Annotated in this window: 22 protein-coding genes and 1 pseudogene; 9 read left to right on the top strand and 14 right to left on the bottom strand. The window is 61.3% G+C overall.

The genetic code is table 11. The features are described from left to right. Positions 1-64 precede the first annotated feature (64 nt). The 10 genes from ACS4RR_RS28750 to ACS4RR_RS28705 form a co-directional block, all read right to left on the bottom strand. Positions 65-1018, bottom strand: a complete 954-nt coding sequence (locus ACS4RR_RS28750) for a sulfonate ABC transporter substrate-binding protein (protein WP_017967611.1) — start codon at positions 1016-1018, stop codon at positions 65-67. 300 nt (positions 1019-1318) lie between these two features. Beyond that, complete coding sequence (locus ACS4RR_RS28745) at positions 1319-1666, bottom strand: DUF488 domain-containing protein (protein WP_456190593.1); 348 nt, start codon at positions 1664-1666, stop codon at positions 1319-1321. A 250-nt stretch (positions 1667-1916) separates the two neighbouring features. After that, complete coding sequence (locus tag ACS4RR_RS28740) at positions 1917-3362, bottom strand: aldehyde dehydrogenase (RefSeq protein ID WP_456190499.1); 1446 nt, start codon at positions 3360-3362, stop codon at positions 1917-1919. Between the two features lie 23 nt (positions 3363-3385). Continuing rightward, positions 3386-4171, bottom strand: a complete 786-nt coding sequence (locus ACS4RR_RS28735; RefSeq protein ID WP_260111162.1) for a coniferyl-alcohol dehydrogenase — start codon at positions 4169-4171, stop codon at positions 3386-3388. Between the two features lie 40 nt (positions 4172-4211). Continuing rightward, positions 4212-5249, bottom strand: coding sequence for a branched-chain amino acid ABC transporter permease (locus ACS4RR_RS28730; protein WP_260111163.1), 1038 nt, complete (start codon positions 5247-5249; stop codon positions 4212-4214). Further along, positions 5246-6160, bottom strand: a complete 915-nt coding sequence (locus tag ACS4RR_RS28725; RefSeq protein WP_456190498.1) for a branched-chain amino acid ABC transporter permease — start codon at positions 6158-6160, stop codon at positions 5246-5248. Before ACS4RR_RS28725 ends, ACS4RR_RS28730 begins: the two co-directional genes overlap by 4 nt. Next, positions 6157-6885: an ABC transporter ATP-binding protein gene (locus ACS4RR_RS28720; protein ID WP_260111165.1), complete on the bottom strand. Its 729-nt coding sequence runs from the start codon at positions 6883-6885 to the stop codon at positions 6157-6159. The genes ACS4RR_RS28725 and ACS4RR_RS28720 overlap by 4 nt, the downstream gene beginning before the upstream one ends. Beyond that, complete coding sequence (locus ACS4RR_RS28715; protein WP_260111166.1) at positions 6882-7637, bottom strand: ABC transporter ATP-binding protein; 756 nt, start codon at positions 7635-7637, stop codon at positions 6882-6884. The genes ACS4RR_RS28720 and ACS4RR_RS28715 overlap by 4 nt, the downstream gene beginning before the upstream one ends. 6 nt (positions 7638-7643) lie before the next feature. Further along, the gene (locus ACS4RR_RS28710) at positions 7644-8963 is read right to left on the bottom strand and encodes an ABC transporter substrate-binding protein (protein ID WP_260111167.1); all 1320 of its coding nucleotides are present in this window, start codon (positions 8961-8963) and stop codon (positions 7644-7646) included. 68 nt (positions 8964-9031) lie between these two features. Next, positions 9032-10495, bottom strand: coding sequence for an aldehyde dehydrogenase (locus ACS4RR_RS28705; RefSeq protein ID WP_260111441.1), 1464 nt, complete (start codon positions 10493-10495; stop codon positions 9032-9034). 262 nt (positions 10496-10757) lie between these two features. On the opposite strand from ACS4RR_RS28705, the gene ACS4RR_RS28700 reads away from it, so the two are divergent. Continuing rightward, the gene (locus ACS4RR_RS28700) at positions 10758-11657 is read left to right on the top strand and encodes a helix-turn-helix transcriptional regulator (protein WP_260111168.1); all 900 of its coding nucleotides are present in this window, start codon (positions 10758-10760) and stop codon (positions 11655-11657) included. Between the two features lie 321 nt (positions 11658-11978). Here ACS4RR_RS28700 and ACS4RR_RS28695 read toward each other — a convergent pair whose 3' ends face one another. After that, the gene (locus tag ACS4RR_RS28695; protein ID WP_018486467.1) at positions 11979-12602 is read right to left on the bottom strand and encodes a response regulator transcription factor; all 624 of its coding nucleotides are present in this window, start codon (positions 12600-12602) and stop codon (positions 11979-11981) included. Further along, positions 12592-14499 (bottom strand): PAS domain-containing sensor histidine kinase, encoded by a 1908-nt coding sequence (locus ACS4RR_RS28690; RefSeq protein WP_018486468.1) that lies wholly within the window; start codon positions 14497-14499, stop codon positions 12592-12594. Before ACS4RR_RS28690 ends, ACS4RR_RS28695 begins: the two co-directional genes overlap by 11 nt. 444 nt (positions 14500-14943) lie before the next feature. On the opposite strand from ACS4RR_RS28690, the gene ACS4RR_RS28685 reads away from it, so the two are divergent. The 4 genes and pseudogenes from ACS4RR_RS28685 (at position 14944) to ACS4RR_RS28670 (ending at position 17777) form a co-directional block, all read left to right on the top strand. Then, entirely contained in the window at positions 14944-15918 is a 975-nt protein-coding gene (locus ACS4RR_RS28685; protein WP_170279727.1) for an alpha/beta fold hydrolase, read from the top strand. A gap of 99 nt (positions 15919-16017) precedes the next feature. Next, a complete protein-coding gene (locus ACS4RR_RS28680) occupies positions 16018-16644 on the top strand; it encodes a pyridoxamine 5'-phosphate oxidase family protein (RefSeq protein ID WP_260299037.1) in 627 nt (208 codons plus the stop codon). Further along, a pseudogene (locus ACS4RR_RS28675) lies at positions 16644-16826 on the top strand (DUF1348 family protein); the annotation flags it as partial. The gene ACS4RR_RS28680 and the pseudogene ACS4RR_RS28675, both read left to right, overlap by 1 nt. A gap of 132 nt (positions 16827-16958) precedes the next feature. Next, a complete protein-coding gene (locus ACS4RR_RS28670; protein WP_456190497.1) occupies positions 16959-17777 on the top strand; it encodes a GNAT family N-acetyltransferase in 819 nt (272 codons plus the stop codon). Between the two features lie 390 nt (positions 17778-18167). On the opposite strand, the gene ACS4RR_RS28665 is transcribed toward ACS4RR_RS28670, so the two are convergent. Both ACS4RR_RS28665 and ACS4RR_RS28660 read right to left on the bottom strand, forming a co-directional pair. Further along, positions 18168-19574 carry an adenylate/guanylate cyclase domain-containing protein gene (locus ACS4RR_RS28665; RefSeq protein WP_222387470.1) on the bottom strand — a complete coding sequence of 469 codons (1407 nt, stop codon included), beginning with the start codon at positions 19572-19574 and terminating at the stop codon, positions 18168-18170. A gap of 121 nt (positions 19575-19695) precedes the next feature. Further along, positions 19696-20181, bottom strand: a complete 486-nt coding sequence (locus ACS4RR_RS28660; RefSeq protein ID WP_162116223.1) for a MarR family winged helix-turn-helix transcriptional regulator — start codon at positions 20179-20181, stop codon at positions 19696-19698. A gap of 200 nt (positions 20182-20381) precedes the next feature. Between ACS4RR_RS28660 and ACS4RR_RS28655 the strand changes: the two genes are divergently transcribed. Genes ACS4RR_RS28655 through ACS4RR_RS28640 form a run of 4 tightly spaced genes read left to right on the top strand, consistent with a single transcriptional unit; the run spans position 20382 to position 25474 of the window. Beyond that, complete coding sequence (locus ACS4RR_RS28655) at positions 20382-21968, top strand: AMP-binding protein (RefSeq protein WP_456190496.1); 1587 nt, start codon at positions 20382-20384, stop codon at positions 21966-21968. Between the two features lie 56 nt (positions 21969-22024). Further along, a complete protein-coding gene (locus tag ACS4RR_RS28650; protein ID WP_260111442.1) occupies positions 22025-22849 on the top strand; it encodes a p-hydroxycinnamoyl CoA hydratase/lyase in 825 nt (274 codons plus the stop codon). Between the two features lie 57 nt (positions 22850-22906). Next, positions 22907-24013 carry an NAD(P)-dependent alcohol dehydrogenase gene (locus tag ACS4RR_RS28645; protein WP_456190495.1) on the top strand — a complete coding sequence of 369 codons (1107 nt, stop codon included), beginning with the start codon at positions 22907-22909 and terminating at the stop codon, positions 24011-24013. A gap of 21 nt (positions 24014-24034) precedes the next feature. Next, on the top strand, positions 24035-25474 hold the full coding sequence (locus tag ACS4RR_RS28640) for a coniferyl aldehyde dehydrogenase (protein ID WP_170279560.1): 1440 nt from the start codon (positions 24035-24037) through the stop codon (positions 25472-25474). The last annotated feature ends 213 nt before the right edge of the window (positions 25475-25687 follow it).

The raw sequence follows: 25687 nt of genomic DNA, 5'->3' as shown, positions 1-25687 counted from the left end.
AGTGGAACCGTCATGCTACCTCCCTTCTACAGGCAGAGATCCGCGCCTTCCATGTCGATGAGCACTACGCCTTGCCCTTGCGGACAACGTCCGCAATCGTCACCTCCTTGGGAATGAGCTTGAGTTTGAAAAAGGTGTCGGCGATGCTCTGCTGCTGCGCGACGACAGAGTCATCCAGGCTCTTGATCCCATAGGACTGACGTTCGAGCGCCTTGACGAGGACAGATTCGGGGATGCCGACCGACGGTGATAGCTCTGCCGCGGCAGCCGCGGTATCGGACTTGGTCCATTCGTCGATCTCGGAAATGGCGTCGATCAAGACATCGATCGCCTGGGCGTGGCCGTCAACCAGCGTACTCGTGCCGAGATAGAACTGGTGATTGGGAACGATGCCCTCGCCGTTTCTGAGCTCTCTCGCTTCGATCGCCACTTCCGCAGCTGCCTGGAAGGGATCCCAGATGACCCATGCATCCACCGCGCCCTTCTCGAAAGCTGCGCGGCCGTCGGCTGGAGCGAGGAAGGATGGCTCCACGTCCTCATAGGTCAAGCCGGCTTCTTCGAGCGCCTTAACGAGCAGGTAATGCACGTTCGAGCCCTTGTTGAAGGCGACCTTCTTGCCCTTCAGCTCCGCGACCGACTTTATCGGGCTATCCCTAGGGACCAGTATGGCTTCGCCGCGCGGGGCGGGCGGCTCATGTGCGATATAGACAAGCGGAGCGTTCGCGGCCTGGGCGAAGATCGGTGGCGTTTCGCCGGTCGATCCGAAATCGACAGCACCGGCGTTCAGGGCCTCGAGGAGCTGCGGACCGCCCGGAAATTCGGTCCATTCAACCGTGTAGTCGATGGATTTGAGTTTCTTCTCCAGCAACCCTTTGCCCTTGAGAAGCACCAGAGTTCCATATTTCTGGTAGCCGATACGCACGACCTTGTCAGCCGCGCCAGCCGGCCGGACATGCGTCAAAGGTGTCGCGATGGCACCTGCGACCAGTGCAGTGAAAGCTCGTCTTGTGATCTTCATCATACCCTCCGGAATAAGATCACGCCAAAATTAAAGTGTCTCTACATTTTTACTAGATTATACGTGCTCCTGAGCCCGCTTCTCCGGGATTCGCTTTTTTGTTCTGTCCCGGCAGCGAGCAAAAAGAACTGCGCCTGCTGGTTCAGTTCCCCGCGCACGTCGTTTCCGCGGTTTCAGGAGATTGAGGATTGAACAGAGCTTTCCACCATCGGCTGCAGTCCGGCGATATTCATGGTATGCGCGGGAGGTATCGCTCCGCCGAGCGAATTTTTCGTAGATCCATGCGGCCACACCGCCGTGTCAGCCTTCGCCGACGAAGTGCTGAAGAACGATAGCGTGATTGTGGTGCAGGTCTCTCGCAGCGTAGAGAAGCGTCGCGTCCGATCGCCCAATCTGGCGTTTCAGTTCCTCGACGGCGGACGGATTCTTTTCCAGCTCGTCTCGATAGCGGCGCTGGAACTCTGTCCATTTCGCGGGGTCGTGGCCGAACCAACGGCGTAGCGCCGGGCTTGGCGCGATATCCTTCAACCAGATATCGACTGCTGCATCCTGCTTGCTCAACCCGCGAGGCCATAGCCGGTCGACCAGGATCTGCGCCCCGTCCTTATCGTCTTTCGGCTCGTAGATTCGTTTGATGTGTAAAGCCATTTGCTCGCCCGCCATAAGGTCGAAAGCCATTCTCGAACGAATACGTGTGACAAGTTTTGGTTCCGGACTGGAGCCCGAGAACAGGTCCTGGAACCTTTTCAAATAGGCACCGCGCTATTTCGCGGCCCACGCCATATCGAAGCGCTGAAGCACCTTTCTAAGGGCCGTGCGAAATCCCTTTTGCGGTCTGAGCATAGACCGTGCCACGACCTCAATGGCGTCGTGGCACGGTGAAGCCCGTCAAACCGGCTCAGAAGGGATAGTGCTGGGCGGAATCCTCGACCGTGATCCAGCGCAGGTCGGTGAATTCGGCGATCCCCGCCTTGCCGCCGAAGCGGCCGTAGCCGCTGCCCTTGACGCCGCCAAAGGGCATTTGCGCCTCGTCGTGCACCGTCGGGCCGTTGATGTGGCAGATGCCGGATTCGATCCGCGCCGCAACCGCCATTGCCCGTTGGACATTCCGGCTGAAGACGGCGGAGGACAGGCCGTATTCGGTGTCGTTGGCGATGCGGATCGCTTCTTCCTCGCCGGAGACGCGAATGATCGGCTTGACCGGGCCGAAGGATTCTTCCGCATAGACGCGCATCTCGGGCGTCACGTGATCGAGCAGCGTCGCCTCGACCACGGTGCCCGAGCGCTTGCCGCCGGCCACGAGCTTTGCCCCCTTGGCCGTCGCATCGGCAATCAGCTCCTCCATTTTCTTCGCTGCGTCGAGGCTGATCAGCGAGCCGAGAACGACATGGCCACGTGGGTCGCCGGCCGGCAGCTGGCTGGCGCGGGCGGCCAGTTTGGCGACGAACTGATCGGCGATCGTCTCGTCGACGATGATCCGCTCCGTCGACATGCAGATCTGCCCCTGATGCATGAAGGCGCCGAAAGTGGCGGCATTGACGGCACCGTCGATATCGGCGTCGTCGAGGATAACAAGCGGCGCCTTGCCGCCGAGTTCGAGAAGGGCAGGCTTGAGATATTTGCCGCAGGTCTCGGCGATGATCTTGCCGACCTTGGTCGAGCCGGTGAAGTTCACGCGCTTGACGGCCGGATGGGCAATCAACGCGGTGACGATTTCAGGCGCATCCTCCGGCGCGTTGGTGAGGACGTTGATGACGCCGGCCGGCAGGCCGGCTTCGGTCAGCACTGTCGCAATCAGCCGGTGCGTGCCGGGGCATTGTTCGGATGCTTTGAGGACGACGGTGTTGCCGCAGGCGATCGGCATGGCGATGGCGCGGGTGGCGAGGATGACCGGCGCATTCCAGGGAGCAATCGCCAAGCAGACGCCCGCGGCCTGGCGAATGCCCATGGCGAGCGTGCCCGGCTTGTCGGAAGGGATGATTTCGCCTGATATCTGCGTCGTCATCGCGCCGGCCTCGCGCAGGATATTGGCGGCAAACATGACATTGAAGCCGGCCCAGGGCGCGGTGGCGCCCGTTTCCTCGATCATGAGCCGGGTAAACTCGCCCACCTTGGAATCCATGATATCGGCGGCCTTCAGCAGGATCGCGCGGCGCTGGCCGGGACCGGTCTTCGACCAGGCGCCGAAGGCGGCGCTGGCGGCATCGACTGCCGCGGCAGCATCCTCCAGGCTTGCCGCGGCGGCGCGGCTTGCGAGCTTTTCGGTGAAGGGATCGATGCGATCATAGGTGCGGCCGCCGGAGGCCGCGCGGTCTGCGCCGTTGATAAGCAGGGAAATATTCATCGGAGGTCTCCTTGGGACAAGAACTAGAAGCCGAGGACTTCGGCGTTGATGGAAGCTTCGAGACCGCCGTCGGCGGCAAGATTGGCGCCGTTGATCCAGCGTGCGCCATCCGAGCAGAGGAAGAGCACGGCGGGCGCGATATCGGCGGAGGTGCCGGCGCGGCCGACGCGGGTGATGTCGCTATCGACCCTGGCGTCGCCGAGCACGGCGCGGAACTGCTTGAGGATCGGCGTTTCCACCGGCCCGGGGCTGACAGCATTCACCCGGATGCCGCGGTTCTTGAATAACGGCTGGTGGGCCGCCCGCATCGTCCACAGCAGCAGCAGCTCCTTGGAGAGCGGGTAACCTTCCTCATTCTTGAGATCGTGGTCGGCGACAACTGCCGCCACTTCGGGAAAGCCTTCGATTGATGTCAGCGACTTCGCCCGCTCGAGATTGGCGCGCCAACCGTAGCCGGCGATCGAGGCGACATTGACGATGGCCCCGCCTTCGCGCAGGCGGGGCGCCACGGCTTCGGACAGGGCACGAAGGCCGTAGAAATTGACGGCAAGCGTCGAGACGACGCCGGTGCTGCCGGAGAGGCCGGCGACATTGGCGAGCGCGTCGAGGCGCGCTGGAAGCCGTGCCGCGATCTCGGCAACGCCTGATGCCGTGGAGAGGTCACCCTTGATGAAGGCGGCACTTCCACTGGCAGGCTCGCGCACATCGACGCCGATGACTTCGGCACCCATCTGGCCGGCCAACTCCGCCGTGCGGGCGCCGATGCCGGAAGCCACGCCGGTCACCAGGATCGTTTTACCAAAAAGCATGAACGTCACCTTTCGCGAGAGAGCCCGGAAGCAAGCCGGCTCATTCTTTCCATTGGATCTTGGTCGGACCGGGCAATTTCAGCCGGTAGCCGACCGGCAGAAGTTGAAAATCGAAGCGGCGCTCGATTTCGCCCCAAAGGCCGCGCGGCAGGTAGAGCGAGAAAATCAAGGCGGTGGCGCCGAGGCCGATCAGGTACCAGACGCCGGCTGCGCCGAAGACGGTCTCGATCACGAAGAACAGGATGGCGCCGAGGATCGCGCCTTCGAATTTGCCGATCCCGCCGACCAGCACCATGAAGATCATGTAGGCCGTCCATTGAATGCTGAAATAGGTCTTCGGCTGGAAGGTCGTGGCGGTCGCCAGCCACAGGCCTCCGGCGACGGCGACGCCGAAGGCGGCAAGCACGAAGAGCAGCCTCTTGGTTGCGATCACCCTCACGCCGACCGAGGTCGCCGCCTCCTCATTGTCGCGGATCGCCTGCATGGCCGCGCCGGCACGGCTTCGCATCAGCATGAAGAGCGCGCCGAGCAGGGCGGCCATGGCCGTCAATGCGAGCCAGTAGATCGTCGCCCGCCGCGTGCCGCTATCATAGACGTTGAGGGAGATCAGCGAGGTGCCCGTTTCCCCCTGGATCAGCCGGTCGAGGTTGACCAGCAGATGGGCGAGCTCTGATATCACCCACATGCCGATCGCGAACTCGCCGCCCTTCAGGCGCAGCATGAACAGCGAAAGCGGGATCGACAGCGCGCCGGTCACGATCGCGGCGGCAAACAGCGCGACGAAGGGATTGAGCCCTGCATCCGCAAGCCGAATGGTGAAATAGGCGCCGAGGCCGAAGAACACCTGCTGGCCGACCGAGACCAGCCCGCCGAAACCGGCAAGCGCATTCCACATGGCGGCAAGGATCACGTAGATGAACAGGGCCGTCATCCGGTCGATCGCGCCGGCGCCGAGCGCGGCGGGGGCAAACATCAGCAGGGCGAGCACCGCGGCCATGCAGCCAAGCGCCACCCGCGACGACTTCGTCCAGCGTTCTATCGATATTCCGTTGGAGGCAAGAGTAGTGTTGGGGCTCATGTCGGGCTCCGGAGGCGGGTGCGCTGTTTGAAACGTGCGCCGAGTTTGTCGAAGATCGGCATGCCGGACCGTGACAGCCTGACGAAAAGCACCAGCAGGAACACGGCATGGCCGCCGATCAGGAAGCCTTGCGGATGCAATTGCGCGCCGAGCGATTGGGCAAGACCGAGAACGATGCCGCCGGCAAGCGTGCCCCATAGCGATCCCGCTCCGCCGATAACGGCCGCCTCGAAGGCGAAGAGTAGCTGCGGGCCGCCGGCATAGGGGCTGAAGGTTGCCCGCATCCCGAGAAAGGCACCGGCGATCCCGACCGTTACCATGGTGATCGCGGTGGCGACGGCGTTGACCCTGCGGGCGTCGATGCCGACCAGCCCCGCCGTATCGGGATCTTCCGCCGTGGCGCGGATCGCGCGACCGAGCGCAAAGCGGCTCAGGAAGAACTGCAGCCCGCCGAGAATGAGGACGGCTGTCACCATCATCATGACGGCAAGCTTGCCGACGAAGATGTGGCCCGGCAGTTGCCAGGAGGCATAGGACAGGTTGCCGATGAACGGCGCGAGCGAACGGGTGTCGGCGCCGAACTGCTCAAACAGCAGATTGTCGATGACGATCGACAGGCCGAAGGTCGTCAGGATCGGCAGGAGCGTGCCGCCGCGGGCGCTGCGCTCCAGAATGAAGCGCTGCAACAGCCAGCCGACGGCCGCCATGACCGGCAGCACGATCAGCAGGCCGGCGAAGGGCGGAATGCCGGCTTTGGCGGCGAGCAGCCACAGCCCGTAAGCAGCTGCAACCGCCAGGCTGCCATGCGCGAGATTGATGATCCGCATGACCGAGAACATGAAGGACAATCCACAGGCGATAACGGCGTAGTAACCGCCGAGCAGAATGCCCTGGAGCAGGGTGTTGATCACGATGCGCTCCTTTCGCCGGCGGCCCGGTGCAATCCGAAATAGGCCTGGGTGACGTGCTCGCGCGTGACGTCGGCGGCCGGCCGGTCGAGGACGATAAGCCCTTCCAGCATGCAGATGACACGGCTTGCCACGCTCATGGCGCGGGCGAGGTCCTGCTCGACGAGCACGATGGTCGTTCCTGAGGTGAGCAGTGCCTGCAACTGGGCATAGACGCGATCGACGACCAGAGGCGAAAGTCCGAGCGAGACCTCGTCGAGGAGAAGAATATCGGGATTGCTCATCAGCGCCCGGCCGATGGCGGTCGCCTGCTGTTCCCCGCCCGAGAGATGTCCCGTCTTGGCGTGGCGGCGGGGTTTCAGGTTCGGAAAGGCGTCGAGGATGCGGTCGATGTTCCACTCGCCCTTTCGGCCGGAGGTCTTTCCGAGAAGCAGGTTCTCTTCCACCGTCATCTGCGAAAACAGCCGCCGGCCTTCCGGCACCAGCGCGATGCCCTTGGCGATCCGCTTGTGGGACGGGATGGCGGCCAGATCTTCGTCGTTGAGAAGGACGCGGCCGGAGGATGGCAAATGGGCGCCGGCGATCGATCTGAGCAGCGTCGTCTTGCCCGCGCCATTTGCGCCGACCAGTGCCAACACCTCGCCCTTGGCAAGATCGAAACTGACGCCGCGCACCGCCTGGAGCAGGCCGTGGCGGACGTCGAGATCGCGGATGGAGAGAAGGCTCATGCGGGTGTCCCTCCGAGATAGGCCTTGACCACCTCCGCGTCGTTCATGACCGTTTTCGGTTCGCCATCGGCGATGATCCTGCCGGCATCCATGCAGATCAGCCGTTCCGCCACCTGCAGCAGGATATGAACGATATGCTCGATCCAGACGATGCCGACACCGCGGCGGCGCAATTCGAGGATGGTTTCCACCAGCTCGCTCGCCTCGCCATCGGTCAGGCCGCCGCCGATCTCGTCGAGCAGCATCAGCCTCGGCTGCGTGGCAAGCGCACGGGCAAGCTCCAGCCGTTTGCGGTCCAGCAGGCCGAGCGTGTCGGCCGGGCGGTTGGCGACTCCAAGCATGCCGCAGAGCGAAAGCGAATCCACCACGCGCGCATAGGCCTCGTCGCGGCTTGCGGCATTGCCGTGCGATGCGGCGACGAAGACATTTTCGAAGGTCGTCATGCCGCCGAAGGGCTTGGGAATCTGGTGGGTCCGGACAAGCCCGGAGCGGCAGCGTTCCGCCGCCGTCCGGCGCGTGACGTCGACGCCGTCGAAGGTGATGCTTCCCTCATTCGGCGGGAAGGCGCCGGCGAGCACGCTGAGCAGGGTCGTCTTGCCAGCGCCGTTCGGCCCGACAATGCCGATCGCCTCGCCATCGCCCATGGAAAAATCCAGATTCTCCAGCACCACCAGCGCGCCGAACCGCTTGTGGATCCCGTTGGCCGAGAGAAAGGCTTCCCCCGGCCGTCTTTGAGCTTCCCGCTGCAGCACTGTACGTTATCCGTTATAAGCGGTGAGCTTGGCGCCGACCGGGACATTCGGGTCGGTGGCGTTTTCGGTAACGACGTAGTCGAGCGCGAATTTCGACCCCTCCGGCGCTTTCACCCATTGCGTGCCGATGATCGGCCCGGGAGAGACGTTGGCGACGGGGCCGCTGGTGAAATCGACCTTGCCGGCGATGGTCGTTGTCTTCAGCGTGCTGATCGCCTTGGCGACGGCCTCCTTGCTCTTGACGTCGGTACTGACCTTCAGCGCATCGAAGCCGGCGTCGAGAAGCGCCAGGCTGGCGCCGAGCTGCTGCGTCCACTGCTTGCCGCTGGCCGTCTCATAACCGTCGGCGAGTTCGGTTCCGGAAACTCCGGTGAGCGTGGATTTATAGGGGAAGGCCTTGTGCCAGTAAGCAGCGCTGCCGATGTTCAGGCCGAGATCGCCGAGCGCCTCGATGTCGGACGGAAACAGGCCCGTCTTGGCGATCTGGCAGATCTTGATCTGCTGGGTAAGGCCTTGCTGCGCGGCCTGACGCCAGAAGGCGGCGAAGTCAGGCGGTATCGGGAACGAGTTGAAGATCTCCACGCCCTCCTGCCTGAAGAGAGCGATCTGCGCCGTAAAGTCGGTGGTTCCGGTTTCATAGGCGCCGGGATCGACGATGGTGAAGCCGGCCTTGGCGAGCGCCGGCGCCAGATGGGTGCGGATCGCATTGCCGTCGGCGTCGTTGGGATACATCACGCCGACCTTCTTGTTGGTCTCGATCAGGTTCCACTGCGAAACATAGGCCTTGTGGAACTCTTCGACGCCGAAGCCGAAATGATAGGTCCATTTGAACGGCGAGGGCGCGCCCGGCTTGGCGCCGCGGCCGAAATACCAGGCTTCCCAAGGCATGACCGTCGAGAGGCAGGGAATTCCGGCTGCCTCGCAGGCATCGGCCACCGGGTTGATGGTTTCCGGTGTCGAGACGGCGAGCATCAGGTCGATCGCCTGGTTGTTGATGAGGTCCTTTGCCAACTGGCCGGCGCGCGAGGGGTCGGACTGGGTGTCCTGGTCGAGAATCTCCACCTTCCAGGTCTTGCCACCCGCCTGCAGCCCGTTTGCCAGCGCCTTGCGCGCCAGTTCTAGCACATAGCCGTCCGTCTCGCCGAAGCCGCCGAGAGGGCCGGTGCGCGGGCTGATGAAGCCGACCTTCAACGTATCGCTGCTTTGAGCGAAGGCCGTGCGGCCGGAAAGCGCCAGCGCAGCACCGCCCGCGACAGTCGATGCGATGAAAGACCGGCGGCTCAGCGATGCCGCGTTGATTTTGCCGTTGCGGAAAATGCCGTTCATGAAATCATTCCTCCCTCTTGATCGGGCCTCCCAGCCCGTTCCCAGTGTTCATTTCGGCCGATCTCAATTCAGATCGGGTAGTGCCGTTTTCCCGAGGCCATGGTGATCCATCTGAGCTCGGTGAATTCATCGATCGCGGCCTTGCCGCCGAAGCGGCCGTAGCCGCTTGATTTGACGCCGCCGAACGGCATTTGCGGCTCGTCGGAAACTGTCGCTTCGTTGATGTGGCAGATGCCGGATTCGAGCCGCATGGCAACGGCAAGTGCTGCATTGACGTCGGCGCTGAAAACGGCGGCCGACAGCCCGTATTCGTTGTCGTTGGCAACCGTGACGGCCTCGTCGACGCTGCCGACCCGGACGATCGCCGCGACCGGTCCAAAGCTCTCCTCGCGGTAGATCCGCATGGCAGGCGTCACGTGATCGATGACGGTCGCGTCCATCAGCGTGCCGTTGGCCTGGCCGCCGCAGACGAGGACTGCGCCCTTCTGCAGGGCATCGTCGATGAGCGATCGGACGCGCCTGATGGCTTCGGTGTTGATCAGCGTGCCGAGCGGCGTGTTGCCGTCCCTGGGATTGCCGGCAATGAGGGTTGCGGCTTTCGTCCGGAACTTGCCGACGAAGCCATCGGCGATCTCGTCCATCAGGATGATCCGTTCGGTCGACATGCAGATCTGACCCTGGTTCATGAAGGCGCCGAAGGCGGCAGCACGTACGGCCTCATCGATATCGGCGTCGGCAAGAACGATGAACGGCGCCTTGCCGCCGAGTTCGAGCAGGCAGCGCTTGAGATGCCTTGCCGCGGATTCGGCAATGATCCGGCCGACACGGGTGGAGCCGGTGAAGTTGATGCGGCGGACGGCCGGATGGGCGATCAGCGCATCTACGACGGCGGCGGCATCGATCGGCGCATTGGAAACGACATTGACGACGCCGCGCGGAAAGCCGGCGTCACACAGGATGTCGCCGATCAGGCCATGGGTCTTCGGGCAAAGTTCGGAGGCCTTGAGGACGACGGTGTTGCCGCAGGCAAGCGGCATGGCGACCGCGCGGGTGCCGAGGATAATTGGCGCATTCCAGGGGGCAATGCCGACGCAGACGCCTGCCGGCTGGCGGACCGCCATGGCGAGGCTTCCCGGAATGCCGGAAGGAATGATCTCGCCGGATATCTGCGTGGTCATCGCCGCCGCCTCGCGAAGAATATCCGCGCCAAGGCCGCAATTGACCGCCGCCCATTGTGTCGTGGCGCCGGTTTCGCCAGTCATGGCGGCAACGAGTTCGGCTGTGCGGGCCTCCAGGATGTCGGCTGCGGCATTCAGAAGCCTGCGCCGTTCGCCCGGGCCGGTCTGCGACCAGTCCGGAAAGGCTGCTGCTGCCGCGTTGGCTGCCCGCGTCATGTCGGCAACGGATCCTGCCGAGGCAATCGTTGCGACGTCGCCGGTCAACGGATCGATGCGTTCGAAGGTGGCCCCTTCGGAGGCATTCATCGCCTCGTTGTTGATCATCAGCTGTGCTGAAAACACTGTTTCACCCAATTCGCCATGTGTTGGTGCCACACATTGGCGCCAGGTGTTGGCGCCGAATGTCGGTTTGCGTTGTTGCCATGGGAGAAGACGAGCGGACGCGGCGCCACGAGGGCTGCCCGACTGTTCCTGCATCTGTTGATGTGCCTCCTCCCAAAGGCTGATGGAGAAAAGGTTACGCCGATCTGGTGCAGATGGAATGCGATTTATTGGGTTAATATTGTAATTATCCGGCGATTGCGGCATTGTTTGACATGGGAGCGGAGGGGAAGCGTTGGCGACGAACGGCGGGATTCATCATTATGCCAGGGGCGAATGGCACGCTCCGTCGCTGTCGCACCGGCGCATCCGTCTTCAAAAAGGGCTGTATACCGATTTCCATCACTTCCTTCTGCTCGGGGAGGGCAGTGGGGAGCTTCACTTCGACAATGGCGAACATCGGCCGCTGCACGGACCGCTGCTTGCCTTCCTGCCGCCGCAGGCGCGGTGCGACCTGTCGATATCAGCCGGAACCGCGGCTCATCTGGTCGGCGCTTCGCCGCAGATCATGGTCGATGCTATTGGCGACAAGGTGGAATCCTATTCGTTGCGCATCTTCACAGAGCAGCGCAAGCTGGTCGAGGCATTGGATCCCTTGGCGGTGGCCGAAATCAGCCCGCTGATTTCTGGCTTCGTGCGGGAACTCAGCGATCCCTCCCGCTCCTCCTGGATGGTCGCATCCGCCTATATCAGGCTCATCTTGATGGCGCTGTGGCGCGGCTCCGATGGCGAGAGAAGCGAGCAGCGCGGGCAGGGCGAAGTGGGATCGATCCTGCAGCGATACCGGCAACTGGTCGAGGCCGGTTTCCGCCAGCACCGGCCGATCAGCGATTATGCCGCGGAATTGGGCGTCACGGCCGACAGGCTGCATTCCACCTGCCAAAGAGCGCTCGGCCGCTCGCCGATCCAGCTCCTGCACGAGCGCGTGGTGCAGGAGGCGAAGCTCAGATTGGAGCGATCGGCCCGCAATATCCAGGAAATCTCCGACAGCCTCGGCTTTCGCGACCCGACCTATTTCAGCCATTTCTTCAAGCGCAAGACCGGGCTTTCACCCGCCGGCTACCGCGAAATCGCCCGCGCTTCGGCCGGCTCGGAAAATAGCATGCTGTCTTCGGGTTATGCGGATTGGCCTTAGATTAGGCTCTGGGCTCGTTGGTCAACGCTAGAATTTGCCGGTCTTGGATCGCGATGATGCTGACATGAAATCCCAAGCTGGCGGAGAACTGCAATGCGCCAATAGCCTTCATTGCGCGCTGCAATCGGCAATGGCCGACATGGGGCCGGTAGCGGACTGGTAGCTCCCGGTGTCCTTCACTTCTGTAGAAGACGGTCAGATCGCAGCGCGAAGTTTTCAGGTCCGGACTATGGCACACAGGCAAAAGGCTCAATCACCATCGGCCGGTGTGGGACCCTCAGCTCTTGCAAGGGATCGAACGCTTCCTCCAAATCGCTGCTTTCAGCCCTTCAGAATGCCCGCAATCCTAACCAAATCCGCAACTGACGATGCTTGCATTTTTCGCATCATGTGACCGCGGTGAAGCTTCACGGTGGCCTCAGCGAGCTGAACTTCAGCCGCAATTTGTTTGTTCAGCTTCCCGGCGACAACCAATGCCATAATCTGCCGCTCGCGCTCGGTAAGTTTGGAATACATTAGGCGCAATGCCGCCGTTTGACGTGCCTCTTCGCGTCGAGCGCTATCACTTGCCAAAGCCCGATTCACCGCTTCGAGCAGGTCCTGCTCGCGCACAGGCTTGGTAAGAACATCGATAGCACCTGCCTTCATGGCGCGGACAGCCATCGCCACATCGACATGGGCACTGATCAGCACCACCGACCTTGGATGCCGGCTTTTCGCGAGTGCCTCCTGAAACTCCAGGCCGCTTTGACCTGGCAAGCGAATATCAAGCACAATACAGCCGGCACGATCAGGATCATCCGCGGCAAGAAACTCTGCCACCGAACCATGGGTTTCAGCGACAAGTCCGACTGACTGGAACAATCCTCTCAAAGCTTCGCGGACACTTTCGTCGTCATCGATGACAATAACTGTGGGCTGCCCTCTCTTGCGATCATCTATCATGGACGACAGCGCCCTCCGCCATTGGCAACGTGAACGTAAACAGGGCCCCGTCCCCGTTCTCCCCCAATGAAGCCCAAATACGGCCACCATGGGCTTCGACGATGGAACGGCATATCGATAAGCCCATTCCGATACCGTCGGCCTTCGTGCTGTAGAATGCTTCGAAAACGCGCTCCAATTCGTGGATAGGTACCCCGCGACCCGTGTCAGAAACGCTCACGCTGACAAGCTGCTCCTCCACAGCGCATCTGATGTTGATGTGTTTTGCTGTTGAAGAAGCTGTCATCGCTTCGGCGCTGTTCATAACCAAGTTGAGAACAACCTGTTGCAGTTGCGTTCGGTCTCCTACGACTTCGATAGGCGTTGCTGCCATATCAAGACTGAGCTCTATTCCACGCCGTTGAAGTTCGCCCGTCAACAGATCCAGCACCTCGCGGACGGCAGGTTTGAAGTCAGTTAGCTCAATCCTGGCAGGTAGCTTCTGAGCCATCGCCCGGATACTGGTGATGATATCGCCGGCGCGATGCCCATCCCGGACGATCCTTTCGGCGGCCACGCGCGCCTGCTCCAGATCGGTGTGGCCCGGCTGTAGCCACCGCAGACATGTGCCGGCATTCGTGACGATTGCCATCAGCGGCTGGTTGACTTCATGGGCAATTGAAACGGCAAGCTCACCTGTGGCCGTCATCCGCGTCACATGCGCGAGGTCACTCTGGCTTTGCCGCAAGGACTCTTCCGCCCGTTTGCGATCCTCGATATCCACGACGACGCCGTACCATCTCACAACATTTCCATCGGGATCCAGAAGGGGGCTTTGTCGAAGGTTGAACCATCGATATTCGCCATCGGCGCGTCTGATGCGGGCGTCTACAGGACGACTTTTTTTTGAGGCTACGATATCGTCCCAAGCCATACGCATCGGCTCGACATCATCAGGATGAAACATACGATAAAAACCGAAGCCGACGATCTCTTCAGAAGGTAGACCAACATAGTCGATCAAGTTTCGATTGAAATATTCAAGCCGGCCATCCGAGGTGCAGGACCAGGCCATGGCGGGTATCGTGTTGATGATAAGATTAAGCTTGTGTTCACTTTCCCTGAGCGCAGCTTCGCTTTCCCGAAGAGCATTCTCCGCACGTTGCAGGTCTTCGATATCGATGTTAACACCGAACCAACGAACGACGCCGTTGGCATCGACCAGCTTTCGCCCTGAGAAGTAAAACCAACGATAGTTGCCGTCTGCTCCGCGAATGCGTCCTTTCAAAACAGTGTGGTCGGAATGCTCGAGGTCTCTCTTCCAGATGTCCACCATGCCTGGAATGTCGTCAGGATGGTAAAGGTCCAGAAAGCCCCACTCGAGGATTTGATCAGCAGGACGACCTGCATAGTCCAACCAGCTTTTATTGACAAAATCGGCGCTGCCATCCGGTCGCGCTGACCATACGAGAACAGGCAGCGAATTGATGATAAGGCTGAGGTTTTCCTCGCTGGCCGCAAGCGCAGTCTTCGTTTCCTTCAATGCATTTTCGGCCTGTTTGCGGTCTTCTATATCGAGGACCACACCATACCACCTGACGACATTTCCTTCGGTATCGAGCCGCGGCTTCTGCCGAAGCGTGCACCAACGATATTGGCCATCTGCGCGCCTGAGCCTGCCCACGACCTCTCTGGCATGTTTCGACGCCATGATGTCGTGCCATTCCGAAGCGAGATGTGACATGTCGTCGGGATGAAATAGCTTGTAGAATCCCACTCCGGAGATTTCCTCAAGCGGCGCCCCGATAAACTCGAGAAAATGCTGGTTGGCAAAATCCAACATGCCTTCCGACGTTGCGGACCACACCATGGCGGGGATCAGATCGATAATGGGATCGGTTTCCGGCTCTCGTTCCACCGCACTCTCCGTTCAGTGTTTGAGACGTTACAGAGCCCAGACGTACCGACTCCATGTCAGGAAATGTCGAAAGATGGCCGATCGTCCGTCGGAAATAGTTACGGGATTTCTGTGACTTGGGTAAGGGAAAATCGATATACGAAGGTCTATGGTTGCAATGCCATCGTCTAGTTGCGCGTGACCTAGATCGCAATTGAGCGAGGCCATAAACCGGCTTACTCCTAAACATCGAAGCCTTTGATGAACGGTGACCTCAACGGATCCCTCGTCGCCTTCACATCGACCATTCACGTGCAACGAATTTCTACATCGCTGCCATTTCCTGACCTGAGGCAACAGCCTCCGGTGAGGTTGTTAACCGCCACGGCGCTTGCGCGGTCCGAACGACCGACAGCAGCCCTCATTCGAAATCATTCTTTCATCTCAACTTTTAGGGAGACCATCATGCGTAGCTTGATTATGTGCTTGATGCTGGCGACCGCCAGCATGACTGCCGCAACAGTGGCGTCAGCGCTTCCCGCGCAGGCCACGACGGACGTTCGCGAGGCTCCGGTTCCCGTCCACTACCGAACCGCAAAGATCGAGGGTCTCGATATCTTCTACCGGGAAGCCGGGCCGGCCGACGCTCCGGTCGTGCTGCTGCTTCATGGTTTTCCGACGTCATCCCACATGTTCCGGAATCTGATCCCGCTGCTTGCAGATCGATACCACGTCATCGCGCCGGACTATCCGGGTTACGGGCAAAGCGCATCTCCCGATCATAGCAAATTTGCCTATACGTTTGGCGGGGTCGCCAATATCGTCGACAAGTTGCTGGATCATCTGGCCGTCAAAAGCTACACCATGTACGTCATGGATTATGGTGCACCGGTGGGATACCGCCTGGCGCTGAAACATCCCGAGCGGGTCAGTGCGCTGATCATCCAGAATGGCAATGCCTATGATGAAGGGCTGAAGGAATTCTGGGATCCCATCAAGACCTACTGGTCCGATGGATCGCAGAAGAGCCGTGAGGCGCTCTCCGGTCTGGTCACGCTCGAAACGACCAAGTTTCAGTACACCGACGGGATGGAAGACGTGTCGCGCATCAGCCCCGACAACTGGGTTCACGACCAGGCTCTCCTGGACCGACCAGGGAACAAAGACATCCAGCTCGACATGTTGTATGACTATCGCACCAACGTGCCGCTTTACCCTGACTTCCAAAACTTCTTTCGTGAGCGTAAACCTCCCACGCTCATCGTCTGGGGCAAGAACGACTATATTTTTCCTGAGGCCGGCGCTCATCCTTATCTCAAGGACCTCCCAGATGCCGAAATTCATGTCTTGAATTCGGGTCATTTCCTGCTCGAAGAAAAACTTGACGTCGCTGCTCCTCTAATCAACGACTTCCTGGATCGCCACGTCGCGAAGAAGTGACCATCAGACATGGTCACCGGCGGTGTGACCAAGGTTCCGCAAACCCGAGGTCACGCCGCTGAACGGCGGTTACTAAATTCCAGATTTTGGAGATCTCCCATGCCGTACCATTTTTTGGAAGTTGCAATCACTCCGAATGTGCGGCTGGCCCAGACTGAAATGGGTGCCGATCAGATATGGTTGGGCGATCACCATCGAGAGTCGGATAGTTTAACCGACAGCGAGCGCGCCTTCATCGCTGCTCGGGACAGCTTCTATGTTGCGTCTGTGTCGGAAACCGACTGGCCTTATGTGCAGCATCGCGGCGGGCCGCAGGGCTTTCTCAAGATCGTTGACAACAAGACACTGGCATTCGCCGACTACCGGGGTAACCGCCAATACATCAGTACCGGTAACTTCGCCGCAAACGATCGGGCCTGTCTCTTTCTGGTTGATTACCCGCGGCGAGCCCGCCTCAAAATCTACGTGCATGTCGAGAAGCTTGCACTCGATGCCGACCCGGCACTGACCGATCTTGTTTTGGATGCCGGCTACCGAGCAAAGGCTGAGCGGATTTTCCGGCTGCGGCTGGAAGCCTTCGATTGGAATTGCCCTCAGCATATTACACCGCGTTACACCGAACACGAGGTGGAGAAAGCGGTAGCACCGTTGCGTGAACGCTTGGCCGAACTGGAGTCGGAGAATGCGGAATTGCGTACTCGGCTCGAAGCCTGGGGAGGAAAATAATGGACGCCACAAGACCCCCATTGCCGCCCTTTTCATGGGCTTCCGCAACAGAAAAGGTTCGGCTTGCGAAGGATGGCTGGAACAGCCGCAATCCCGAAAAGGTAGCGCTGGCCTATAGCCATGACAGCCGGTGGCGCAACCGTTCCGAGTGCATAAACGGCGGCGAGGCGATCATCGCTTTTTCACGCGGAAATCGCCATCGCAATGGCCGACTTCCTGACTTAATCGCGCTCGCAACCTCAGCCTGCTTCCACCGTTGCTGACTTCGCTGCGGTGAAGCCTGTTTGGCTTGTTGATAGCTTAAGGACACTGCCATGGATCGCCCGTCAGCATCGCGCCAAGCGGTGCCGGAAGAAGATATCACCGAAGCGAAAGCATTTATCGGCCTGTTCATGATCGCGCCCCAGACGCTCGCCGACAGGGCTGAGTTTCGCTGCATGCAATTGGCTGCAGGTTGCGCAATATCGCTGCCCAGCGCGCCCGCCATCGGTCTCAATCGCGTGCTCGGCATTGCAGCACTTGAAGATCTTGACCCGGCCTTTGAGTGGATGAGCAAAAAGGCAGGCCGCCGCTACTTGCAAATGAACGCTGCCAGCGCTCCTCAACAGACACACGATTGGATAAGGAAACGGGGTCTTGTTCCCCAAGGTAACGGTTGGGCAAAGCTATGGCGAACAGCGCCTTCTACGCCACTCATTCATTCTGGAGAGGTCGCTACCCGGCAGGTCAAAGTCACCGAGGCCGAAATCTTCGGCGCGATGATGTGCGCCGGATTTAACTTTCCAGCAAACCTGACACCGCTTTGGTCATCGATCGTCGGGAAGGACGGTTGGACCTGCTTTTTCGCGGAATTGGACGGCAGACCGATTGCGACCGGCGCAATGTATGCGGCAGACGGCCGTGCGTGGCTTGATGGTGGCGCGACGGTTCCCGAGTTTCGCAATCGAGGGGCACAGAAGGCCCTCATCACCGCGCGTCTGAATCAAGGCATCAGTCAGAGCGTTCAGACATTCGTCGTCGAAACGGCCCAGCCTTCTGCCGCGGAGCCAAATATCTCTCACGCCAATCTCATCGTGGCCGGATTCGAGCAGATTTATGCTAGAATGAATTACCGGTTTCCGGACGATTCATAAGGGACACCAGACACCTTAGGTCTGCGACTCGAGCTGTTGCGTTCTTTCCAGTGTCGCGCTTGCCGGATCGGTACCTGAAACTCTTAGAGAATGTCATCTGTTTCTGTGTCAGCCTGCAAACCCACTCCATCCTCCACCACCTATTAATACGCGCGTTGAACGAGGTTCGTCTTCGATCCATCGCCGACGACATCAAGTGGGCCGTGGAAAGCACTATGGCACTCAGCTCTCGCCGATCCCCTGAATGTCCGCTTTCGGGGTGCGGCTAGGATGCGCTCTACGGCCGCCATGGGGCGCAAAGCAGCCATATCCTTCGATAACGAAAAAGTCCGCTCCGGGCCGGCAGTGGAAACCGCTCAAGTTGACTTGACCTCGAAGAGAAGACCAAACTCACGACAGCGCAAAAATCCTTACCTCTCTCCCGATGCCCTGAAGCTCCGCCATTCGGGAAGCCGAGGTGATGCCGCTGTCGCGGAGGATCTCTGAAACTTGGGCATCCCCAACGATCGCTTCCGTTGTCATGATCACATTCGGATCGGCAAGGCCCTGGACGCGGGAGGCGATATTGACGGTTTGGCCGAAATAGTCCTGCCGGTCGTTCAGGTTGACGGCGAGGCATGGTCCCTCATGGATGCCGATCTTCAGCAGAAGATCGTCGCTGCCGTGTTCGGCATTTAAGCGAAGCATCGCCTCGCGCATGCTGAGTGCCGCCGCCACCGCGCGGTCCGGGCTCGGGAAGGTCGCCATCACGGCATCGCCTATGGTCTTGACGACTGCTCCGGCCTCTGTGGCGACGATCTCGTGAAGAACTCGGAAATGCGCTCGCACCAGATCGAAAGCGGCAAGATCTCCGACGCGCTCGTAAAGCGCGGTCGAGCCCCTCAAGTCGGTGAAGAGGAAGGTCAGGCTGGTGATTTTGAGGCGTTGGTCGACGTCGAGTGTGTCTGTCCGATAGATGTCCCGGAAGCTCTGGTTCGTCAGCAGGCGCTTGGCCGTCAGGAAAGGCCGCCTGCGGCCCAAGAGGTCGTGCAGGTCATCGCCTGCGATGCAGACGTTCGGCACCACCCTGCGATCGGTGTGGTTCTCGAGGGTCAGCCGCAGTGAGCCAGGACGCAGGGTCAGCGTTTCGTTCAGCGCATGCGTCCGGCTGATGATCATCGAGAGGTTCTGACGTTCGTCGGTGGGCTCTCCTTGCACGTCGATGAACTGCGCCGAGTGTGTCACCGCATCGAAGATGATGACGAATTGCGCCGGCAGTTGCAGCGAGACGAAGGCCTTCTCGCCCGGATCCAGCTCGATCATCTCCAGCTGGATGCGCGCCAGCCTCGCTTCAAGATCGTCAGGCAGGTCGACGCCGGAGCTGAAGAAGATCTGGCGGTAGTACTCGAGCGGGGACAACCGATCGGGATCGTGGGCGGCAATCCTGCGCACGCGCGGACTGACCGTAAACGTGACCTCGACCATCTCGTCGAGGGTCGGCTCGTATCCGGCCGCGCAAAGCGCGCAATGGTACGTCTCGTGGACGACGGTTTTGAGGGTTGCGCCGCTGTCGAGGACGCCGCCGCATCCCGGGCAAAGGACATTCCAGGTCATCTCGAATGCGCCTATGCGGGCTGCATGGAGAAACGCGGCGATGGTTTTTTCTTCATCGAGATGGTGTGTATCGGCGAAAGCGAGCGCATTGATGCGATTGAGCTCGCGATCCGAGCCATTCATGACGACATTTTCGATGCACTCCACCGTCTGCGGGTCAGCCGCCTGTCGCAGGGAGGCAAAAAGGACGTCCACTTCGCTCATGAGACAAGTCTCCGTGTGCAGAACCCACGGCGGACAACGCCAGGACCGGGATCATAACACGGGAGTGTCCCAATAGAAATCTACAGGCTCGGATGCTGCTCGCTTCCCAAGCGAAGGGGCTTCAGCTCCCCTTGTATATCCGCTTCAGCGCCGTCAGCAGCGCATCCAGTTCCTCGCGCGAAAACAGCTCGATGAAGCGCTGCTCATGCCTATCGATCAGTTCACGCGCCCGGGCGAGCATTGCGCCTCCCGCCGTCGTCAGATGAAGCTCCTGGCGGCGGCGGTCGGCCGCGGAGGGCCGGCGCTCGATCAGGTCGCGGGCGGCCAGCCGATTGACGAGGGCCATCATCGTCGCCCGGTCGGTGCCGAGCGTATTGGCAAGATCGATCTGCGATGCGCCCGGATTGCCGGCGACGAGTTCCATCACCGCCAGCTGCTTCTGCGTCAGCGCCAGAGCCGCCATGGTTTCGGCGAAGTCGCGATAGACTGCGACATGCGCCATGCGCAGATGAAATCCCAGCAGATCGCCAAGCCGGCCGACGTCGAGGCCCGGCGTCGCGGGAGCATCGTCGCCCTCGAAATCGTCCTGCGGTGGTTTGGTGCTCATCGTTCGCTCTCGCCTCATCCATCATCATAACCATCAAAATCAGCAGGTTAGTCAATATCCGTCGTGCGGATTTCCGCGCGCCATTCGAGCGATTCGAATTTGCCTTAAACAGCCTCTTGCATCATGGGAAAAAGATATTAGTATGTGTTACATACAAATTTGATGCCTGCCGCGGGGAGCGGTGGGCATGGGAGGAGAACATGGCGCATTCCTTTTCCGGGGTGGCTTCGTCGGCGGATTGCGGACTGGTGACGGATGATCCGATCCTTTACCGCGCCCGGGTCGCACCGGACCGTCCGGCTCTGTTCGAGATCGCCACCGGCCGGCAGCTCACCTATGCCGAGCTCGATGCGCGGATCGCCCGCTGCGCCGGCTTACTGAGCGATTTGCTCGAAGCGCGCCACGACGGGGCGCGTGTCGCCATGCTGGCGCGCAACTCCATCGATTCGATCGTGCTTGCCTTTGCCTGCCAGCGTGCCGGCGCCATCTACGTGCCGCTCAACTGGCGCCTCAACGCCGCCGAGCTTCGGCCGATCCTTGCCGATTGCGCGCCGGCTCTGCTCGTTCACGACGAGGAGTTCGCGGCAACCGTCGCCAGCCTTGCGGGCGCCGATCCTGAGATGGCGGTGATATCGACGGCTGGCGGTCCGGCCGGGCTGGCCGCGCGGATCGAAGCGAGCCTTCCGGCCGCTCCGGTGGCCGGCGATGCCGACGCACCTTGCGTCCTTCTCTACACCTCGGGCACGACGGGGCAGCCGAAAGGCGTCGTCATCACCCGCCGCAACGCCTTCTTTGCCGCCATCAATTTTTCCGTCGTCGGAGAGATCGGGCCAAAATCCGTTGCCCTGTGCGATCTGCCGTTCTTCCATACGATCGGGCTGATCGCGGTGGCGCGCACCACGTTGATGCTGGGCGGCACGCTTGTCGTCTCCGACCGCTTCACGCCGGCGCGCACACTCGCCGCCCTTGCCAACCGGCAGCGTGCCGTCACCCATTATTTCGCCGTGCCGCAGATCGCGCTCGCCTTGCGCGACGATCCTGCCTATAGCGCCGCGGCGCTCGCCGGCCTGCATGCGCTCTTCGTCGGCGGCGCGCCGCTGACGCAGGCGCTGATCGAAAGTTATCTCGATGACGGCGTTGCGCTGGTCAACGGTTACGGCATGAGCGAGGCCGGAACGGTGCTGCACGTGCCGATCGACCGGCGCGCCGTGCAGGACAATCCCGGCAGCGTCGGTCTTCCCGCGCCATTGCTCGACATTCGCATCGTCGACGAGGATGGCCGGGAGGTTGATGAAGGCGAGATCGGCGAACTCTGGCTGCGCGGGCCGGCGGTGACGCCGGGCTACTGGAACAAGCCTCAGGAAACCGCTGCCGCCTTCACCGACGGCTGGTACCGCACCGGCGATCTCGGCCGACGCGAAGCGAACGGCTTCTATCGCATCGTCGACCGGCTGAAGGACATGTACATCAGCGGCGGCGAGAATGTTTATCCCGCCGAGATCGAGGCAGCGCTCGCAAGTCATCCCGATATCCTCGACGCCGCGGTCGTCGGCATTCCCGACATCCGATGGGGCGAATGCGGTGTGGCCTATGTCGTGCTGCGGCCGGGGGCTGTGGCAACGGACGTTGAGATCGCCGGCCATTGCGCGGCAAGGCTCGCCGCCTTCAAGCGCCCGGCGCGCATCCTCTTCGTCGAGGCCATTCCTCGTACCGCCTCCGGCAAGGTGCAGAAACATGTCCTGCGCCAGTTCCATTCCGACGAAACCCTTCAACGACAGGCCCTGTGAAGCGGCCCGGGCACTCACGCCGAAACCCATGGAGTAACCTCATGACTGAAGAGAACATGACTGACAGGCAATCGCCGGTTCTGGTCGAATTCGATAACGGCATCGCCTTTGTGACCCTCAACCGTCCGGAAAAGCGCAATGCGATGAACCCGGCCCTGAATGCCCGGATGCTCGAAGTGCTCGACGAGCTCGAGGGCGACGAGCGTTGCGGCGTCCTCGTCCTGCGCGGCGCCGGCGAATCCTGGTCCGCCGGCATGGATCTGAAGGAATATTTCCGCGACAATGACGACAAGCCGCGCAGCGCGACGCTGAAGGCGCGGCGCCAATCCGGCGGCTGGTGGAGCCGGCTGATGTATTTCGAAAAGCCGACGATCGCCATGGTCAACGGCTGGTGCTTCGGCGGCGCCTTCACGCCGCTCGTTTCCTGCGATCTCGCCATCGCCGCCGAGGAGGCGAATTTCGGCCTCTCCGAGATCAACTGGGGCATTCTGCCGGGCGGCAACGTCACCCGCGCGGTCGCCGAAGTGATGCGCCATCGCGATGCTCTCTATTACATCATGACCGGCGAACTGTTCGACGGGCGCAAGGCCGCCGAAATGGGTCTCGTCAACGAGGCCGTGCCGCTGGCGGAGCTGGAAACCCGGGTCCGCAAGATTTGCGCCAACCTGCTCGAAAAGAACCCGGTGACGCTGAAGGCCGCCAAGGACACCTACAAGCGCGTGCGCGACCTGCCCTGGGATCTTGCCGACGATTACATCTACGCCAAGCTGGAACAGATGCTGTTTCTCGACAAGACCAAGGGGCGCGACGAAGGGCTGAAGCAGTTCCTCGACGACAAGACCTATCAGCCGGGGCTCGGCGCCTACAAGCGCGGCCGTTGATGGCGAGCCCGGCTCGCCGGGCGGGTTGACGAGCCGATCATCGGGAGGAGGAAAGCAATGAAGATCCATGCTGCGGTGGCGCGTGCGCCGCATACGCCGTTTTCGCTGGAAAGGCTCGATCTGGAGGAGCCGCGCGACGGTGAAATCCTGGTTCGCGTCGTGGCAACAGGGGTTTGCCACACCGATATCGTCATGCGTGACCAGCATCTGCCGGTGCCGCAGCCGGTGGTGCTCGGCCATGAGGGCGCTGGAATCGTCGAGCGTGTCGGACCGGGCGTCGCCAAGGTCAAGCCCGGCGATCACGTGGTCATGACCTTCAATTCCTGCGGTCATTGCCCCAGCTGCAACGATAACGAGGAGACCTATTGCCACGAATTCTTCCCGCGCAATTTCTTCGGTGCGCGCGCCGATGGTTCGAGCGGGCTCTCATGCGAGGGAGAGCGGGTTCACGGCAATATTTTCGGGCAATCCTCCTTCGCCAGCCACGCGCTGTGCCATGAGCGCAATATCGTGAAAGTGCCTGGGGATGTGGATCTGGCGCTGCTCGGGCCGCTTGCCTGCGGTATCCAGACCGGCGCCGGCGCGGTCATGAACGCGCTGAAGGTCGAGCCGGGAAAAGTGCTGGCAGTTTTCGGCATGGGCTCCGTCGGCCTTGCCGCCGTGATGGCGGCGCGGATCGTCGGCGCTTCACGGATCATCGCCGTCGACGTCAACAAGAGGCGGTTGGCGCTTGCAGCGGAACTCGGCGCCACCGACATCGTCAACGGCAAGGCAAGCGACGCGGTTGCCGCGATCATGGCGCTGACCGGCGCCGGCGTCGATTATTCGATCGATGCTTCCGGCGTGCCCGCCGTCATCGACCAGTGCGTGCGGGTGCTGGCGCCGCGCGGCACCTGCGGCATCGTTGGGGCCTCGCCGCATGGTGCGACGCTGACGCTCGACCTCACCCATATCCTGTCCGGCGGGCGCCGGGTCCGCGGCATCGTCGAGGGCGATTCCAATCCCGACGTGCTGATCCCGTTGTTGATCGAGCTGCATCGGCAGGGCCGCTTCCCCTTCGACAGGCTCATCACCTTCTATGATTTCGCCGACATCAACCAGGCGGTGGAGGATTCGGAAAAGGGCATCGTGCTGAAACCGGTCGTGCGTCAGCCGGCCGCCTGAACCCGTTCAAGGGAGGAAACAATGAACACCGTCACCCCAATTGCCACCGATACCAGCCCCGATGTCATGAAGGCGCTGCTTGACCGGCAAAGGGCGTCTTTCCTGAGGGAAGGGCCGCCAAAAATTGAGACCCGCCTCGATCGCATCGACCGCGTCATCGCCCTTCTCGTCGACCATAAGGATGCGATTGCCGCTGCCCTGTCGGACGATTTCGGCAGCCGCAGTGTCGGAGCGAGCCTGCTTCTCGACGTCTTTACCTGCGTCGGATCGCTCAAATATGCCAAGGCCCATCTTGCCGAATGGCTGAAGCCCGAGCAGCACGAGGCATTGTTCCCGGACGCAGTGGCCGAAGTGGTCTATCAGCCGAAGGGGGTTATCGGAATCCTGAGCCCGTGGAATTTTCCTTATCAGCTCGCCCTTGCGCCGCTTGCCGGAATTCTCGCCGCTGGCAACCGCGCCATGATCAAGCCGTCGGAGGTGACGCCGGCCTCGGCCGCCTTGATGGCGGAACTCATCGCCGGCGCTTTCGACGAAACGGAAATATCAGTCGTTCAGGGCGGACCGGCGACGGGCACGGCCTTTACATCACTTGCCTTCGACCATCTGATCTTCACCGGCGGAACCGCGATCGCCCATCATGTCATGCGCGCGGCGGCGGAAAACCTGACGCCGCTGACGCTCGAGCTCGGCGGTAAGTCGCCGGTCATCATCGGCCGCTCGGCCGATCTCGCCGACGCGGCGCGGCGCGTCATGACCGTCAAGACGCTGAATGCCGGCCAGATCTGCCTTGCGCCTGATCATGTTTATGTGCCGGAGGAAAGCGTCGAGGCCTTTGCCGGGCACGCGGTCGCGGCTGTCGGCGCGATGTATCCGGCGCTGAAGGAAAATCCTGATTACACCTCGATCGTCAATGCCCGCCATCACGCCCGCATCCAGGGCCTGATCGACGATGCCAGGGCCAAGGGCGCCCGTGTCGTCGAGATCAACCCGGCGGCAGAGAATTTTTCCCAGCAATCGGCCCACCGCATGCCTCCGACCCTGATCCTCGATCCGACGGAAGAGATGCGCGTGCTGCAGGAGGAAATCTTCGGACCCGTGCTGCCGGTTCTTCCCTATCGGGATGTCGCCGACGTCATCGATCGTATCAATGCCAAGCCGCGCCCGCTGGCGCTCTATTATTTCAGCCAGGATCAGCAAGAGGAGGCCCGCGTCCTCGACAATACGACCTCCGGCGGGGTGACGGTCAACGACTGCATGAGCCACGTCACGGCGGAAGGCCTGCCCTTCGGCGGCGTCGGCCATTCGGGCATGGGAGCCTATCACGGCAAGTTCGGCTTCCTCACCTTCTCGCATCCACGCGCCGTCTATCACCAGAGCCGGATGGTCGAAGCGGAATACATGATGCGGCCGCCTTATGGCGAGGCGATGCGCGGCTTCTTGGCAGCGGCGATCTGCAAGTAGAAGAGAAGTGGCGGACGATGCCGTCGGCAGCGCGGCTGCTGACGGCATGGGTGGCTGCTTGCGAGTGATCTCCTGTCGTCAAATTTGGCAGCAGGGCCTGCGTGCCATACCTCGTCGCCGCGGACGCCGCTTTCCTATCGCCGTATTGCTGCCGACCGACCTGCAGACGCAACTACTGACGATTATAGGCTGACAGTCCTGCGACTTAACGAA

The organism is Rhizobium zaerense, from assembly GCF_051810725.1.
Lineage (GTDB): Bacteria > Pseudomonadota > Alphaproteobacteria > Rhizobiales > Rhizobiaceae > Rhizobium > Rhizobium leguminosarum_I.
This window is presented reverse-complemented; position numbering and strand designations above follow the sequence as displayed.

Coding starts and splice junctions, on each gene's coding strand:
- ACS4RR_RS28665 (WP_222387470.1), bottom strand. CDS start 19,574: ATGAGCGAAGTGGACGTCCTTTTTGCCTCCCTGCGACAGGCGGCTGAC.
- ACS4RR_RS28740 (WP_456190499.1), bottom strand. CDS start 3,362: ATGAATATTTCCCTGCTTATCAACGGCGCAGACCGCGCGGCCTCCGGC.
- ACS4RR_RS28685 (WP_170279727.1), top strand. CDS start 14,944: ATGCGTAGCTTGATTATGTGCTTGATGCTGGCGACCGCCAGCATGACT.
- ACS4RR_RS28750 (WP_017967611.1), bottom strand. CDS start 1,018: ATGAAGATCACAAGACGAGCTTTCACTGCACTGGTCGCAGGTGCCATC.
- ACS4RR_RS28695 (WP_018486467.1), bottom strand. CDS start 12,602: ATGATAGATGATCGCAAGAGAGGGCAGCCCACAGTTATTGTCATCGAT.
- ACS4RR_RS28710 (WP_260111167.1), bottom strand. CDS start 8,963: ATGAACGGCATTTTCCGCAACGGCAAAATCAACGCGGCATCGCTGAGC.
- ACS4RR_RS28680 (WP_260299037.1), top strand. CDS start 16,018: ATGCCGTACCATTTTTTGGAAGTTGCAATCACTCCGAATGTGCGGCTG.
- ACS4RR_RS28730 (WP_260111163.1), bottom strand. CDS start 5,249: ATGAGCCCCAACACTACTCTTGCCTCCAACGGAATATCGATAGAACGC.
- ACS4RR_RS28660 (WP_162116223.1), bottom strand. CDS start 20,181: ATGAGCACCAAACCACCGCAGGACGATTTCGAGGGCGACGATGCTCCC.
- ACS4RR_RS28670 (WP_456190497.1), top strand. CDS start 16,959: ATGGATCGCCCGTCAGCATCGCGCCAAGCGGTGCCGGAAGAAGATATC.
- ACS4RR_RS28640 (WP_170279560.1), top strand. CDS start 24,035: ATGAACACCGTCACCCCAATTGCCACCGATACCAGCCCCGATGTCATG.
- ACS4RR_RS28720 (WP_260111165.1), bottom strand. CDS start 6,885: ATGAGCCTTCTCTCCATCCGCGATCTCGACGTCCGCCACGGCCTGCTC.
- ACS4RR_RS28735 (WP_260111162.1), bottom strand. CDS start 4,171: ATGCTTTTTGGTAAAACGATCCTGGTGACCGGCGTGGCTTCCGGCATC.
- ACS4RR_RS28655 (WP_456190496.1), top strand. CDS start 20,382: ATGGCGCATTCCTTTTCCGGGGTGGCTTCGTCGGCGGATTGCGGACTG.
- ACS4RR_RS28650 (WP_260111442.1), top strand. CDS start 22,025: ATGACTGACAGGCAATCGCCGGTTCTGGTCGAATTCGATAACGGCATC.
- ACS4RR_RS28745 (WP_456190593.1), bottom strand. CDS start 1,666: ATGGCTTTACACATCAAACGAATCTACGAGCCGAAAGACGATAAGGAC.
- ACS4RR_RS28645 (WP_456190495.1), top strand. CDS start 22,907: ATGAAGATCCATGCTGCGGTGGCGCGTGCGCCGCATACGCCGTTTTCG.